Origin of the sequence: Saccharopolyspora sp. 6M (genome assembly GCF_020176775.1) — a bacterium.
GTDB lineage: Bacteria > Actinomycetota > Actinomycetes > Mycobacteriales > Pseudonocardiaceae > Saccharopolyspora_C > Saccharopolyspora_C gregorii.
The window spans coordinates 78,141-92,591 of record NZ_JAIUJZ010000021.1 but is presented as its reverse complement, the minus strand read 5'-3'; the positions used below and the strand labels follow the sequence as shown (position 1 = coordinate 92,591).

Genomic DNA, 14,451 nt, shown 5'->3' with positions numbered 1-14,451 from the left:
TCGGCGCAGGTCAGCACGGCCCTTCGGCCCTATCGGCACCGGACGGCACCACGTGGTCACCGGCGCGGCACCCGGTGTTCTCCGGCGGCTGCATACCCTCGAACCATGACCATCGAGGGTTCACCGAACGGCGCCGAGCGCCCGCAGGAGAAGCGGCGCGGGCCGGTCGTGCTCCGCCGCTCCCGCCTGCACGAACCGACGACGACCGATCAACGCCTGCTCGATTCGCGCGGCCCCACCGACTGGGTGCACACCGACCCGTGGCGGGTCATGCGCATCCAGTCGGAGTTCGTGGAGGGGTTCGGCGCGCTGGCCGAGGTGCCGCGCGCGGTGACCATCTTCGGCTCCGCCCGGACCCCGCGCGAGCACCCCGAGTACGAGATGGGGGTGCGGCTCGGCGCGGCCATGGCCGACATCGGCTGCGCCGTGATCACCGGTGGAGGGCCGGGCACCATGGAGGCGGCGAACCGGGGCGCCTCCGAGGCGGGCGGGCTGTCCGTCGGCCTCGGCATCGAGCTGCCCTTCGAGCAGGGGCTCAACCCGTGGGTGGACCTCGGGGTGAACTTCCGGTACTTCTTCGCCCGGAAGACCATGTTCATCAAGTACGCCCAGGCCTTCGTCTGCCTGCCCGGCGGGTTCGGCACGATGGACGAGCTGTTCGAAGCGCTCACCCTGGTGCAGACCAAGAAGGTGACGAAGTTCCCCGTGGTGCTGTTCGGCCGGTCCTACTGGCAAGGCCTCTACGACTGGGTGCGGGACACGATGCTCGCGTCCGGCAAGGTCGGCGAGAAGGACCTGGCCCTGCTGCACCTGACCGATGATGTGGAGGATGCGGTGCGCATCGTGGAAGAGGCCTACCAGGCCTGGGAGGAGGCGCATTGAGCGCGGAGGAGACCACCGGGAACGCGGTGTGCGTGTACTGCGCCTCCGGGCCGGTGGACCAGCGGTACCTGGCCCTCGCCGCCGAGGTCGGCACCGGCATCGCCAAGCGCGGCTGGACGCTCGTCTCCGGCGGCGGACGCGTCTCCATGATGGGTGAGGTGGCGCGCGCGACCCGCGCGGGCGGCGCCCGCACCGTGGGCGTCATCCCGCGGGCCCTGGTGGACCGGGAGGTCGCCGACGACGACGCCGACGAACTGCTCGTGGTCGACACCATGCGCGAGCGCAAGGGCCTGATGGACGCGCACGCCTCGGCGTTCCTGACGCTGCCCGGCGGCATCGGCACCTGCGAGGAGCTGTTCGAGGTGTGGACGTCCCGGTACATCGGCATGCACGACAAGCCGGTGGTGATCCTCGACCCGGACGACCACTACCGCGGGATGCTGGAGTGGGTGCGCGGGCTCGTCGCCGACGGTTTCGCCTCGCAGCGCTCGCTGGACTCGCTGGTCGTCGTCACCGACGTCGAGTCCGCCCTGGACGCCTGCGCGGTGCCGGCCCGCTGACCCGGCCGCCGCCGGTCCGAGCCGGGCCGCGCGGTGGACGTGCCAGGATCGGGAGCATGACGCCTCAGCCCGCGCTGCGCTTCGGGGACAAGGACGTGGCGGCGGACCGGCCGCTGGTCATGGCCATCGTCAACCGCACCCGCGACTCGTTCTTCGACCGCGGCGCCACGTTCGCCGCCGACGCCGCGCTGGCGGCCGTGGACGCCGCCGTCGCCGACGGCGCCGACATCGTCGACATCGGCGGGGTCCGCGCCGGTGCGCAGGGCGAACGGGTGGGTGCCGACGAGGAGTCCCGCCGGGTGGTGCCGTTCGTGGCCGCGGTCCGCGAGCGGCACCCCCGCCTGGTGATCAGCGTCGACACCTGGCGCGGCACCGTCGCCCGCCGGGTGTGCGAGGCGGGCGCCGACCTGCTCAACGACACCTGGGCCGGCGCCGACCCGGAGGTGGCGCGAGTCGCCGCCGAGTTCGGCGTGGGCGTCGTGTGCTCGCACACCGGCGGTCTGCCGCCGCGCACCGACCCGTACCGGGTGCGCTACTCGGACGTGGTCGCGCAGGTCGTCGCCGAGCTGGTGGAACGCGCCGAATCCGCGGTGGCGCTCGGCGTGCCGCGCGGCGGCGTGCTGATCGATCCGACCCACGACTTCGGCAAGAACACCTGGCACGGGCTGGAACTGGTGCGGCGCGTCTCCGAGCTCGTGGACACCGGGTGGCCGGTGCTGATGGCGCTGTCGAACAAGGACTTCATCGGCGAGACCCTCGACGCGGAGGTGTCCGAGCGGCTGGAGGGGACCCTCGCCGCCACCGCGATCGCCGCGTGGGGCGGCGCCCGGGTGTTCCGCGCGCACCACGTCGCCGCGACCCGGCGGGTGGTGGACATGGTCGCCGCCATCGCGGGCACCCGGCCGCCGCACCAGGTCCTGCGCGCCCTCGCCTGAGCCCGCCTCCGCGCGCTCGCCCCGGTCGACGGGGCGCGGGCCGGGAGGCGCCGCATCCGCCGCGCGCGTTCGACGGCGGGCGGTTCAACGGTTCAGAAGGCGTCGTCGATCATGCGCCCGGTGGCGGCGACGGGGAGCGCGGCATCGAGCTCGGTGAGCAGCGGGGCGAGCCGCAGCCAGCGGGAACGCACCCGCGGTGGGCTCGGGTACGGGCGGTTGATCTCCTGGGCGAGCTCGTCGATCCGCCACTGCGCCTCGTCCAGCTCCAGGCCGGTCGCGGGCAGGTTGTGCACCGCCTCCACCAGCGCGGCGATGCGAACTCGCAGGTCATCGAGGCTCGACCGGACCGACAGCGCGCTCGGTGCCGGTGCGGCGTCGGGCTGGCGGCGGGGAACGGGCAGGACGACCTCCCGATCGTCGATCGAACCGGTGGCTTGTCGTTCGCTGTCGTCGCGCACGCCGACCTCCTGGCCTCCTCGTCGGCACGCGCCCGGCTCAAGGGCGCGTCTGGTGATCCGCAGTGTGCTGCCGCCGGGCGGCGGCGATGAGGGCCTCATGAATCGATCCACTCGTTCGGTCGAGCAATGCCCCACGAACGGGGCGATGGTGCCGCGGGCCCGGTCACGAACCGCGATCTACCTGCCCGCCGCTCGGCCGAACCGGGGCGACTCCGTTCGCCGCGAACTCCGGCCACCCGGGTGAGTGATCGAACTCACCCGCGGGGGAATCGGGAAAGGACCAAGGTCCCCTTGTATCGGGACGGTGACAGTGGTGGCGAATGACCGTAGAGTCGCTACCTGTGAAGGCTGATGCGCTCCGCGGCCACCTCGACGCTCTGCTGCTGGCCACCCTCGACGGCAGACAGCTGCACGGGTACGCGATCATCGAGGCGTTGCAGCAGCGCAGCGGCGGCGCGCTGGACCTCCCCACGGGCACCGTGTACCCGGCGCTGCGCCGGTTGGAGCGCGCGGGCTACGTCACCAGCGCCTGGAGCACCGTCGGCGGCAGGCAGCGCCGCACCTACCGGCTCACCTCCTCCGGCGTGGAGGCGCTGCACGCGGAACGCCGGGCTTGGCGCGAGTTCACCTGCGCCATCGAAGGCGTCCTCGAAGGCAAGGCCGTTCCCGCCCAGGCGCCCGCCAAGGCCTGATCGCCCGTCGACGCGGGACGGCCGGCCGCCGGGGCACGAGCAGCGCCACGCGAGCCGTGCCGAGGTCTGCTGCCGCCCGGCGGGGCGGGCGTGCCACGATCGGAGCGTGGCTAGTGCGCTGATCTACCTGTTCGTCGTGCTCGTGGTCGCCGCGGTGATCTACCTGCTCGCTGCCCTGGTCTTCGGCCGGGGGGAGCAGCTGGAGGCGCTACCGCCCGGAGCGACGCCGACCAGACTGCCCGCCGTCGACGTCGAAGGCGCCGACGTGCGCTCGCTGCGGTTTCAACAGGTGCTGCGCGGGTACAAGGCTGCCGAGGTGGACTGGGCGCTGGAGCGGCTGGCCAACGAGATCGACGACCTGCGCGGCCAGGTCGCCGTCCTGCAGCGGCAGCTCGACATCGCGGGGGATCAGCTGCAGCGCGCCCGGTCGGTCGACCGGGAGGAGTGAGTCGGGTGGGCAACGCGCAGCTGCGGCTGGAGGTGCCGGTGCGCGCCGCACCGGAGCAGGTGTGGGCGGCGGCGACCGACTGGTCGCGGCAGGGCGAGTGGATGCTCGGCACCTCGGTGCACGTGGTCAGCGGTGACGGCGGCCTCGGCTCCACGCTGGCCGCGTTCACCGGGCTGCGCGGCGTCGGCTTCCTGGACACCATGGAGATCATCGAGATGCGGCGGCCGCTGTGCTGCCGGGTGCGCCACACCGGTGGCCTCGTGTCCGGCGAGGGCGGTTTCCGGGTGATCGGGCACTGCCAGGCCGACGAGTCGACCTTCGTGTGGTGGGAGGACCTGTCCGCGCCCACCGGCACCGGCGCGCTGTGGCCGGTGGTGCGGCCCGCGGTCAGCTGGGGCCTGCGGCGGTCGCTGGACCGGTTCGCCGAGTTCTGCCCGAGCTACCGGCCGCGCACCGGGTGAACCGGCGCGGGGGGGGCGACCGGCGGACGGCCCGCGGTGCGGCTCAGCGCCCGATGAAGTTCGGCGTCCGCTTCTCCACGAACGCGGCCACCGCCTCGCGGTGGTCGGCGGTGCTGCCCGCCTCGTTCTGCGCGCCCGCCTCCACGTCCAGCGCCTCGTCGAGGCCTTCGGCGGCGGCCGCCCGCATCGTCTCCTTGATCCGCGCGTAGGCGCTGGTGGGGCCGGTCGCCATCCGCGCGGCGAGTTCCATCGCCGCCTCGGTCGCCTGGCCCGCGTCCACCACCCGGTTGACCATGCCGATGCGCAGCGCCTCGTCGGCGGCGACCGGTTCGGCCAGCAGCAGCAGTTCCATCGCCCGTCCGTAGCCGATCAGCCGCGGCAACGTCCAGGACGCGCCCGAATCGGTCGACAGCCCCACGTTCGCGAAGGCCATCAGGAACTTCGCGTCCGCCGCGGCGATCCGCAGGTCGCTGGCGAACGCCAGCGAGGCGCCCGCCCCGGCGGCGCTGCCGTTGACCGCGGAGATGATCGGCTTCGGCATGGTGGCCACCGCTCGGATCAGCGGGTTGTAGTGCTCCTCCACCGTCTTCAGTGGACTGGGGTCGTCCGCCTGCAGCTGCGCGATGTGCTCCTTGAGGTCCTGGCCGGCGCAGAACGAGCGCCCGCTGCCGGTGAGCACCACCGCGCGCACCGCGTCGTCGGCCGCGGCCTCCCGCAGCGCGCCGACCAGCGCGAGCTTCAGCTCGACGTTGAGCGCGTTGAACGACTCCGGCCGGTTGAGCGTGATCAGTCGCACGCCACCGGTGTCGCGGGTCAGCAGTACATCGGACACTTCTCGCCCTTTCGTCGCCTGGGAGGTGCGGGCCGCGCCCGCCCTGACCAGCGCATCCACAGTGGACCGCGCACGGTCGGTGCCGGGTCGATCACGGAGCGCGGTTCCGGGGTGGTCCTGACTGGACGGTCGACCGGAAATGCCGCTGCCGCCGCACGACGCCCGCACGGGTGGCCGTGCGGAGAGCCGAAAAGCCCGGAAAACGCCCGCACGACGGCTGAGTCTGCCACCTGCCACGGGCATTCGACCAGCGCAACAGCGACACGAGTTGATCGGTTCGGTTTCGCGGCTGCGTCCGGATGGGGGAGAATGGAGCCGGACCCGGCTGGTTGTGGGCGATCAGTGGGTGGGAAGAGTTCACGGAGGGAGCACGCTATGGCGGCCATGAAGCCCCGGACCGGTGACGGTCCCCTCGAGGTGACGAAGGAGGGTCGCGGCATCGTAATGCGCGTCCCCCTTGAGGGCGGTGGGCGGCTCGTCGTCGAGATGTCGGTGGAGGAGGCAAAGAACCTGGGCGATGCCCTGGAATCTGCCACCGGCTGAGGCCGCTGCGCAAGCGATCGGCGTGCACCCGATCGTCTCACCGGCTCTGGCATCCGAGTTCGATGCCGGAGCCGGTGTCCGTGGAGTGGCCGAGACGGCCTTGTCTCTTTGAATGCGGGAAGGATCTCAATCCGTGTCCGATTCCTCGGTGTTCGGTTCGTCGCGGTCGCCGGAGCAGGCAGCGCTCCCGGTGATCCCGACGGCACTGGTCGAAGTGGACGTGGTCTCGCGGTGGCGGGACGGCGTGCCGACGGCGGTGCCGGTGTTCGACGGGGCCTCCGGGCCCGACCTGGCCGCCGCGGCCGAACCGTGGGGAGCGGACGTCTCGCTGCTCGAAGCGCTGGGTGTGACCGCGTCCGTGGGCGAGGTGCGCACCGTGCCGCTGCCGGACGGGCGGTTCGGCTGGGTCGTCGGGGCGGGCTCCGGCGAGCCCGGCCACTGGCGCGCGATCGGCGCGTCGATCGCACGGGCGGCGCGCGCCAAGCTCGGCGAAGGGGTCGCGTCGGACGACGATCCCGCCGACCTGGGCGACGCGGCGGACGCGGAGTACGTCCAGGTGCTGCTGCCCGCGGACGCCGACGTCGAGCTCGTCTCGGCGTTGACGCTCGGGCTGTCGCTGGGCGACTACCGGTTCCGGGTGTCGGCGGAACCGGCCGCGCCGCGGATGCGCAAGGCATTGCTGGTGGTTCCCGGAGGGGCGGACGCGGACGCGTTCCGCGTGGCCGTGGCCCGGGCGGAGGAGCTGGCCGCGGCCACCTCGCTGACCCGGGACCTCGCCAACGCCCCCTCGAACGTGAAGAACCCGGCTTGGCTGGCCGGTGCGGGCACCGCGCTCGCCGGTCCGCTGCAGGGCGTCACCGCGACCGTGCGCGACGAGAAGTGGCTGGCGGACAAGGGGTTCGGCGGAGTCCTCGCCGTCGGGGGTGGTTCGGTGAGCCCGCCGCGGCTGCTGGAGCTGGCGTGGCGTCCGGACGGCGTGAAGTCCGGCCCGCACCTGGTGCTGGTCGGCAAGGGCATCACCTTCGACACCGGCGGGCTGTCGCTGAAGCCCGCCGACGGCATGCACCTGATGCGCACCGACATGGCCGGGGGCGGCGCGGTGCTCAGCGCACTGCTGTCCATCGCCCGGCTGCGGCTGCCGGTGCGGGTGACGGCGCTGGTGCCGTCCGCGGAGAACCACGTGTCGGGCAGCAGCTACCGGCCCGGTGACGTGGTGCGGCACTACGGCGGGAAGACCACCGAGGTCGGCAACACCGACGCCGAGGGCCGCATGGTCCTGGCGGACGCGCTGGCGTACGCGGTGGACCGCCTCGAACCGGACTACCTGGTGGACGTGGCCACGCTGACCGGAGCGATGAAGGTCGCGCTCGGGCTGCGCACCGGTGGCCTGTTCAGCACCGACGAGCGGCTCGGGAAGGCGCTGCGGGACGCGGGCGAGCGGGTCGGCGAGTCCTGGTGGCCGATGCCGCTGCTGGAGGACCACGCGGCCGACGTGCGCGGCGAGCTCGCCGACGTGCGGCAGGCGCCGCAGGGGCCCGGCGGGATCACCGCCGCGCTGTTCCTGCGCGAGTTCATCGGCGACGTGCCGTGGGCGCACCTGGACATCGCGGGCCCGGGACGCGCGGACAAGTCCTACGACGAGGTCGTGCCGGGCGCGACCGGCTTCGCGGCCCGCACCCTGGTCGAACTGGCCGCCTCCCTCGCCGCGTGAGGTAGGCGCTGCTCCGACGATCCCGCGGTGGACCTGGTCCCCGCGGGATCGTCGCGCGTCAGGGCCGGGAGGTGGCGTGGTCGCGGAACGCGCGCACCACCGGCGGCGGGGTGCGGCCCGCGGGCCAGGCCATCCCCACCGTGCGGTGCGCGGCCGGGGACAGCGAGATCTCCACGGTGCCCGCCACCTCGCCACCGACGGCCCGGGGCAGCAGCGTGACGCCGAGACCGGCGGCGACCAGGCCGCGGAGCGTGTCGACCTCTTCGGCTTCCCAGCTGGGCCGCAGCGGAACATCGGCCGCCTCGGCGAGTTCGGTGACGATGTGCCGCAGTCCGTAGCCCGGGCCCATCAGCGCGAACTCCTCGGCGGCCAGCTCCGCGAGCCGCACCTCCGCGCGCTCGGCCAGCGGATGGGCGGGCGGCACCACCGCGACCAGCTCGTCGCGCGCCACCGCCACCGACTCCCACTCGGCTCCGGTCGGCAGCGGCGAGACCAGGCACAGGTCGAGCCGGCCGTCCAGCGCGCCCGCCAGCATGTCGTCCCTGGCGCCCTGCACGAGCCGGAACCGCACCCCGGGATGCCCGGCGCGGAACCCGCGGATCAGTTCCGGCACCAGGGCGCTGCCCATGGTGTGCTGGAAGCCGAGCGAGATGCGGCCGCGGTCCGGGTCCAGCTCCTCGACCACCTCGCGGCACCGGTCCGCCAGCTCCGCGTAGGCGTGCTCGGCCGCGGCAGCGAGCTGGGCGCCGGTGCGGGTGAGCCGGACCCCGCGCCCTTCCTTCGTGACGACATCGGTGCCGAGGCGATCGGCGATCCTGGCCAGCGCGCGGCTCACCGTGGGCTGCGGGACGCCGAGCCGCGCCGCCGCGCGTGTGAGATGGCCCTCGGCGGCGACGGTGCGCAGCAGGTTCAGCGTCGGGGCGAGATCGGCGGTGAGCTGGGCGGCGTCCAGCGGCAGCTCGGATTCATGCGACACGGCATGAATCGTGCCCTCCTCGCGCATTGGACGCATTAATTAGCCCGGCTTACGGTCGCCCACGTGCTCACCGACGACCTGAACCGGATCCGCCGCATCAGGATCGCGCTGCTCATCGGCGCCCTGGCCCTGTTCGCGCTGCTCTACGCGCCGCAACCGGTGCTGCCCCAGTTCTCCGACGCCTTCGGCCTCGCGCCAGGCACCGTGGCGCTGCTGGTGTCGGCGGGCACCCTCGGCCTGGCGATCGCGGCGATCCCGCTCGGCACCCTGTCCGAGGTGTACGGCAGGCGGCGGATCATGGTCGGCTCGCTGCTGCTCGCCGAAGCGATCGGCGTGCTGCTGCCGTTCATCGGGTCTTTCCCGCTGCTGGTCGGGCTGCGGCTCGTGCAGGGGGCCGCCGTCGCGGGCATCGCCGCCGTCGCCGCCGCCTACCTCGCCGACGAGACGGGAGGACGGGACCTCGGCACCACCATGGGCCTGTACGTCGCGGGCACCACCGTCGGCGGCATGTCCGGCCGGCTGCTCGGCGGGATCGCCGGTGACTACGCGGGGTGGGCCGGTGGCGTCGCGGCCGTCGCCGTCCTCGGCGCGATCTGCACCGCCGGGTTCGTCCTGCTGCTGCCGCAGGAGCGCCACCAGCGGCGCCAGGAACTGCGGTGGAAGCCGCTGCTGGTCGGAGTGCGGGCCGCAGCCACCGATCCGGCGCTGCGGCCGCCGTTCCTCGTCGCCGCGCTCGGCATGGGGGCGTTCGTGGCCGTCTACAACGTGCTCGGGTTCCGGCTGGTCGAGCCGCCGCTGTCGGTGCCGCCCGCGCTCGCCGCGCTCGCGTTCCTGGCCTACGCGGCGGGCACCGTGACCTCGGCGGTCGCCGGCCGGCTGGCCGACCGGTGGGGGAGGCCCCGAGTGCTGCTCGCCGGGCTGGGCACCGCGCTGCTGGGGCTGCTGCTGATGCTGGCCGGGAACCTGGTGGTGATCCTGGTCGGGCTGGTCGTGTTCACCGGCGGGTTCTTCGCGGCGCACTCGGTGGCCAGCGGCTGGGTGGGCCTGCTCGCGTCACCGTCGGCGCGCGGCCAGGCCTCGGCGATGTACCAGCTCGCCTACTACGGCGGCAGCAGCGTCGGCGGAGTCGTCGGCGGCGTCGCCTACGCGGCCTGGGGCTGGAACGGGATGTCGGCCGTGCTCGGCTGCTCGATGCTGCTGGCCGGGATCGCGGTGCTGAGCGGCAGGCGCTCCGAGCGCCGACGGGCGAAGCCGGTGGTGGCTCCGGCTCAGGTCGCGTCGGAGTCGTAGGGCGGCCGCTCGCCCTGTTCCAGCGGGCGCTGCGGCTTCGGGGGCTGCGGCGGCTTCGGTGCGGTGGTGCCGCCGTTCGTCCCGCTCCCGTTCCCGTTGCCGTTCAGCGGCGGGTCGAGCGGGTTCTCCCCGTCGAACAGGTGCTTGGTGACGGCGCTGCGCGGGTTGAAGTCGCGGATGCCGCGCAGGTCCTCCAGCGGCTTGCGCAGCTCGTCGAACTCGGGGCCCAGTTCGGAGCGGAGGTGGTCCCTGGCTCCGGTCGCGTACTGCTTGACCTGGCGGATCGTGCGGCCCAGCCACGCGGCGCCCTCGGGCAGCCGGTCCGGGCCGAGGATGAACAGACCGGCGACGATGAGGACCAGGATCTCACCCCAGCCGATGCTGTCGAACACCTCGGATCACCTTTCACTCCCGTGCTTCGCGCTGCGCGCGCCGCCCAGCCTACCCATCGGGTGGTGCCCGGTGGAAACGCCACTTTTCCCAGAACTGCGCGCGATCAGCGCAGCGCCACGTCCAGCACGAGCTCCCGTCCCTGCCGCACCACCGTCACCGGTACGGTCTCGCCGACGCGGTGCCGGTCCACCGCCACCACCAGCTCGTCCGCGGTGCTGACCTTGCGGTCGCCGACCCGGATGATCACGTCGCCCTCGGCGATGCCCGCCCCCGCGGCGGAACCGCCGTCGCGCACGTTGAGCACCTGGGCGCCGTCGGTGGTGCCGTCGTTCACGGACTTGGCGTTCACGCCGAGGTCGGCGTGCGCGGCCCGCCCGGTGCGGATCAGCTCCTGCGCGATGCGCCGCACGTCGTCGATGGGGATCGCGAAGCCCAGCCCGATCGAACCGCCCTCGCCACCGGAGCCGATGGTGCGGATACCGCTGTTGATCCCGACCACCGCGCCGTTGCCGTCCACCAGCGCGCCACCGGAGTTGCCCGGGTTGATCGCCGCGTCCGTCTGGATCGCGTCCACCACCGCGTTGGTGTCGGTGCCCTCCCCGGCCAGCCGCACCGGCCGGTGCACCGAGCTGACGATGCCGGTGGTGACCGTGCTGGCCAGGCCCAGCGGAGAACCGACGGCGATCACCTGGTCGCCGACCGCGAGATCGCCGGAGCGGCCCAGCTGTGCCACCGTCGGGTTCGCCACCTCCACCTTGATCACGGCGAGGTCGGTCTTCACGTCCCGGCCCACGATCCGCGCGGGCACCCGGCTGCCGTCGCTGAACACCGCCGAGACGGTGGCCCCCGGCGTGTCCGCGGCCATCGACACCACGTGGTTGTTCGTGACGATGTAGCCGTCGCCGTCGATGACCACCCCGGAACCGCTGCCGCCCTGCGCGCCGACGTGCACCTCCACCGAGACCACGGCGGGCACGATGCGGCGGGCCACGGCGGACACCCCGCCGCTGGGCCGGTCCACGCCCGGCTCCACCTCGGCGAGCGTCACGTCCGGGTTGGTCAGCGGATTGCCCTCCTCAGCGGTGATCCGGCCGACGAAACCGCCGACCCCGGCCAGCAGCACGGCGACCCCGGCGAGCGCGGCCAGCGAGCGCGGCCGGACCCGGCGGCCGAACAGCACCTCGCGGGCGCTCAGCAGCGGACCGGGCCCGGGCTCGGGCGCCGCTTCCGGAGTGGCTTCGGGGACCGCGGGCGGGCCGATCACGGAGCTCGCCGACGGGTTGCGCCACGGGTCCTGGTCGCCGCGGTCGCTCCAGAACGAGGCGGGTTCGGCGGCCGGGTGAGCGGGCGGGGTCTCCCCGGGTTCGCGCTGCAGCGATTCGGCGGAACCCTGCGGACGGCCGAACGCCTTGACCAGCGCGTCCGGCGGGGGCGGGGCCTGCTCGACGCCGGGTGCGCGCTCGTCCGACCCGGGCTGGAAGCTGCCGGAGACGCCGACGGGCCTGCCGAAGACGGCGGCCTGGGCGGGATCGACCTCGGGGTGCCGCGGCGGCGCGTCCTGGGCCGGGCGGGAGACGTCCGCCGCGGGAACTCCGCGGGCGGGGGCGGTCGAACCCGGTCGCCACGGGTGCACCGCGTCGCCGTCGGGTGCGGATGGGACCTCGTGGCGCTGGTCGTCCTGCGGCCGAGCCTGATCGGGTCGCACCGGGTCGGATCCCTGCGCGGGTTTCCTCGGCTGCTCGCTCATCGCTCCCCGGGCCTGCGAAGTCGTCGACACATCGGCATGCGAGTGGATCACACGAGGGCGACCGCCCGCGCACCGGTACGTCCCCATCCTGCCCAGTGCCAGGTGAAGTCCGCGTAGGAGCGGGGCGACGGCCCGGTGATCAGGGCTGCGCGGAAGCGGAGAGCAGCGGCGCGCCGGATGGCGTCACCGGGGCGTCGGCGCCCGGCGTCGCATCGGACGGCGGCGCCGGCGTCGTGGTCGAGGCGGGCGCCTCGGAGGGCGGAGTTCCGCCTCGCTCGTCGAAGCGCGCCGAAGCGGGGATCAGCGCCGAGTCGTAGGCCTCGCCGGGCAGCGGCAGCGGCGGGCCCGCGTCGGTCGGTGGGAGCTGGTCGTCCGGAATGCTCACCAGCGCCAGCGCGCCGAGCACCAGCCCGGAGAACACGACCCCCGCACCCGCTCGCCTGCCGCGACCACCGCGCGGTTCATCATCGGGCCGGGTCGAGCCGAGCGGTGCGCTGGACCCCATCGGCTGCCTGCCACCGCCGAGGGGAGTGCTGGAACCGAGCGCCGCGCCGGAACCGAACCGGCCGGGGCGCGCGCCCGGGTTGACCGCGACGAGCTGCCCCTCCTCGGTCAGCGCGAGCCCGTCGGGCTGCGCGGGGAGTTCGGCGCTCGACGGTATCGACTGCAGGGCTTGCAGCAGTCCGGCGGACATCGACGGGCACGACGCGGAGCGCACCGCCGCCCGGGCCTGCCGTTGGGCGGTGGCCTCGGCCGCGCAGGCCGGGCACCTGGCGAGGTGGGCGGCCGCGCGGTCGTGGGCGCCGGCGGTCAGCTCTCCGTCCACGAATGCCACGAGCGCGTCCAGTGCGAGGTGCTGTTCGGACAGCCCCCACCCCCGCCGAACCGTCATGCCGAGTCCTCCCGAGCCTGCTCCCGCCTAGCTTCCAACGTGGCCTTCAACATCTGCCTGCCGCGGTGGATCCTGCTGCGCACAGTACCGAGCTTCACCCCGAGGGTGGTCCCGATCTCCTCGTACGACAGCCCTTCCACGTCGCACAGCACCACGGCCGCGCGGAACTCCGGCGGCACCTCGTCCAGCGCGGCCTGCAGGTCCGGGTCCAGGTGCGTGTCGTAGAACACCTGCTCGGGGCTGGGGCCGGTGCTGGGCAGCCGGTCGGTGTCCTCGGGCAGGCCCTCCATGCGCAGCCGGGAGCGGCGCCGGGCCATGTCCAGGAAGAGGTTCGTGGTGATCCGGTGCAGCCAGCCCTCGAACGTGCCGGGCTTGTAGGACGCCAAGGAGCGGAAGACGCGGATGAACGTCTCCTGCGTGAGGTCCTCCGCGTCGTGCTGGTTGCCGGTGAGCCGGTACGCCAGCCGGTACACCCGGTCTGCGTGCTCCCGGACCACCTCGTCCCAGGACGGCGGCGTCCACGCCGCCTCCGCGACGGGTGCGGTGGCGACGGCGTGCTGGTCGGCTCGAACGGCCGGACTCATCGACTGTGTTGGCATCGGACGAGAAGCCACCTCCTGCGGCGTGTGCATCCGGGGAACGAACGCGGCCGCCGGTTTGTTCCCCGGCGGAGGCCGGGCGTGGCCGGTGGGACGCGCGTTCCGCGTGCTGCCCTCGTTGCTGGGAGCGGCGGTCCGCTCCCGGTCGATACCCACTCTCGCGCGCGCTCGTGAGGGACGGATGAAAAGGCCCTGAGAGCAGCCTGAGAACCTGACGTTCACCTGATCGGCGCAAGATCCGACGTGATGCCGGAAACAGCCGTCTAACGATGTGCCGAACGGGGGCAACCGAACCGGCCGCTGAAGATAATCTTGCGCCTCGTGATACCCGAGACGTCGATCGGCACCGGTCCCCTGGACCGGCCGGGCAGCATGCTCGGCGACGCCCGCGGATCCATCGGGCACGCGGCCGACCCAGCGGAAGAGTCCATCGACGGGTCCGCGGGCGCCGCGCTGCGCTTCCTGGCGACCGTGCTGCGCGCGAAGTCCGTCGTCGAGGTGGGCTCCGGCACGGGCGCCTCGGCGAGCTGGCTGCTCCGCGGCATGGTGCCCGAAGGCGTGCTGACCTCGATCGACATCGACGCCGCCGCGCAGCACATCGCGCGCGAGGCGCTGGCGGCCGAAGGCGTCCCCCGGTCCCGCACCCGGTTCATCGCCGGGCTGGCCGAGCGGGTGCTGCCGAAGCTCACCGAGGGCGCCTACGACCTGGTGTTCGTCGACGCGATGCCGACCAAGTACCCGGCGTTCCTCGAACTCGGCGCACCGCTGCTGCGTCCGGGCGGGGCCATCGTGTTCGCCGGGCCGGTCGACGCCGCGCAGCGGCAGGAGCCGCGCGCCCAGGCGCTGCGCGAGCTGACCAGGGCGGTGCGCGCGGACGAGTCGCTGGTGCCGGTGGCGCTGCCCGTCGGCGACGGCCTGCTGGCCATCGCCCGCACCGAGCAGTCGTGACCGCCGAGCAGCGGTGACCGCGCGAGCGCAGCGACCGCGGTGAGCCCGCGCGGCGGCGACCTCTCCTGAACGCTCGCGGATCGA

17 protein-coding genes are annotated in these 14,451 nt (G+C 73.6%); 10 read left to right on the top strand and 7 right to left on the bottom strand.

Annotated features, from left to right (window positions below):
- Positions 1-105: 105 nt before the first annotated feature.
- From LCD31_RS03920 to folP, 3 genes are read left to right on the top strand one after another with little or no spacing between them, the layout of a single operon-like run.
- On the top strand, positions 106-882 hold the full coding sequence (locus LCD31_RS03920; protein WP_224956053.1) for a TIGR00730 family Rossman fold protein: 777 nt from the start codon (positions 106-108) through the stop codon (positions 880-882).
- Entirely contained in the window at positions 879-1,442 is a 564-nt protein-coding gene (locus tag LCD31_RS03915; RefSeq protein WP_224956052.1) for a TIGR00730 family Rossman fold protein, read from the top strand. The genes LCD31_RS03920 and LCD31_RS03915 overlap by 4 nt, the downstream gene beginning before the upstream one ends.
- 56 nt (positions 1,443-1,498) lie before the next feature.
- Positions 1,499-2,377, top strand: a complete 879-nt coding sequence (gene folP / locus LCD31_RS03910) for a dihydropteroate synthase (protein WP_224956051.1) — start codon at positions 1,499-1,501, stop codon at positions 2,375-2,377.
- A gap of 92 nt (positions 2,378-2,469) precedes the next feature.
- On the opposite strand, the gene LCD31_RS03905 is transcribed toward folP, so the two are convergent.
- Positions 2,470-2,835, bottom strand: coding sequence for a hypothetical protein (locus tag LCD31_RS03905; RefSeq protein ID WP_224956050.1), 366 nt, complete (start codon positions 2,833-2,835; stop codon positions 2,470-2,472).
- A gap of 341 nt (positions 2,836-3,176) precedes the next feature.
- On the opposite strand from LCD31_RS03905, the gene LCD31_RS03900 reads away from it, so the two are divergent.
- From LCD31_RS03900 to LCD31_RS03890, 3 genes are all read left to right on the top strand, one after another.
- Positions 3,177-3,527 (top strand): PadR family transcriptional regulator, encoded by a 351-nt coding sequence (locus LCD31_RS03900; RefSeq protein ID WP_224956049.1) that lies wholly within the window; start codon positions 3,177-3,179, stop codon positions 3,525-3,527.
- Between the two features lie 106 nt (positions 3,528-3,633).
- The gene (locus LCD31_RS03895; protein WP_224956048.1) at positions 3,634-3,975 is read left to right on the top strand and encodes a DivIVA domain-containing protein; all 342 of its coding nucleotides are present in this window, start codon (positions 3,634-3,636) and stop codon (positions 3,973-3,975) included.
- Between the two features lie 5 nt (positions 3,976-3,980).
- Positions 3,981-4,436 carry an SRPBCC family protein gene (locus tag LCD31_RS03890; protein WP_224956047.1) on the top strand — a complete coding sequence of 152 codons (456 nt, stop codon included), beginning with the start codon at positions 3,981-3,983 and terminating at the stop codon, positions 4,434-4,436.
- A gap of 43 nt (positions 4,437-4,479) precedes the next feature.
- Here the strand turns inward: LCD31_RS03890 and LCD31_RS03885 are convergent, their stop codons facing one another.
- On the bottom strand, positions 4,480-5,268 hold the full coding sequence (locus tag LCD31_RS03885) for an enoyl-CoA hydratase-related protein (protein ID WP_224956046.1): 789 nt from the start codon (positions 5,266-5,268) through the stop codon (positions 4,480-4,482).
- A 375-nt stretch (positions 5,269-5,643) separates the two neighbouring features.
- On the opposite strand from LCD31_RS03885, the gene LCD31_RS03880 reads away from it, so the two are divergent.
- Together LCD31_RS03880 and LCD31_RS03875 are read left to right on the top strand one after the other, a co-directional pair.
- Entirely contained in the window at positions 5,644-5,811 is a 168-nt protein-coding gene (locus LCD31_RS03880) for a DUF3117 domain-containing protein (RefSeq protein WP_009949794.1), read from the top strand.
- A gap of 112 nt (positions 5,812-5,923) precedes the next feature.
- Positions 5,924-7,522: a M17 family metallopeptidase gene (locus LCD31_RS03875; protein ID WP_224956045.1), complete on the top strand. Its 1,599-nt coding sequence runs from the start codon at positions 5,924-5,926 to the stop codon at positions 7,520-7,522.
- A 58-nt stretch (positions 7,523-7,580) separates the two neighbouring features.
- Here the strand turns inward: LCD31_RS03875 and LCD31_RS03870 are convergent, their stop codons facing one another.
- Entirely contained in the window at positions 7,581-8,498 is a 918-nt protein-coding gene (locus LCD31_RS03870) for a LysR family transcriptional regulator (protein WP_224956044.1), read from the bottom strand.
- 63 nt (positions 8,499-8,561) lie between these two features.
- On the opposite strand from LCD31_RS03870, the gene LCD31_RS03865 reads away from it, so the two are divergent.
- Positions 8,562-9,788 (top strand): MFS transporter, encoded by a 1,227-nt coding sequence (locus LCD31_RS03865; RefSeq protein ID WP_224956043.1) that lies wholly within the window; start codon positions 8,562-8,564, stop codon positions 9,786-9,788.
- Here the strand turns inward: LCD31_RS03865 and tatB are convergent.
- From tatB to sigE, 4 genes are all read right to left on the bottom strand, one after another.
- Positions 9,767-10,180 carry a Sec-independent protein translocase protein TatB gene (gene tatB, locus LCD31_RS03860; RefSeq protein WP_224956042.1) on the bottom strand — a complete coding sequence of 138 codons (414 nt, stop codon included), beginning with the start codon at positions 10,178-10,180 and terminating at the stop codon, positions 9,767-9,769. The two genes, LCD31_RS03865 and tatB, sit on opposite strands and share 22 nt — an antisense overlap.
- A 104-nt stretch (positions 10,181-10,284) precedes the next feature.
- The gene (locus LCD31_RS03855; RefSeq protein ID WP_224956041.1) at positions 10,285-11,928 is read right to left on the bottom strand and encodes a S1C family serine protease; all 1,644 of its coding nucleotides are present in this window, start codon (positions 11,926-11,928) and stop codon (positions 10,285-10,287) included.
- 139 nt (positions 11,929-12,067) lie between these two features.
- Entirely contained in the window at positions 12,068-12,820 is a 753-nt protein-coding gene (locus LCD31_RS03850) for a zf-HC2 domain-containing protein (protein WP_224956040.1), read from the bottom strand.
- Entirely contained in the window at positions 12,817-13,404 is a 588-nt protein-coding gene (gene sigE / locus LCD31_RS03845; RefSeq protein ID WP_224956039.1) for an RNA polymerase sigma factor SigE, read from the bottom strand. Before sigE ends, LCD31_RS03850 begins: the two co-directional genes overlap by 4 nt.
- Positions 13,405-13,740: 336 nt before the next feature.
- Here sigE and LCD31_RS03840 point away from each other — a divergent pair, with 336 nt between their 5' ends.
- Positions 13,741-14,367 carry a class I SAM-dependent methyltransferase gene (locus LCD31_RS03840; RefSeq protein ID WP_224956038.1) on the top strand — a complete coding sequence of 209 codons (627 nt, stop codon included), beginning with the start codon at positions 13,741-13,743 and terminating at the stop codon, positions 14,365-14,367.
- Positions 14,368-14,451 lie beyond the last annotated feature (84 nt).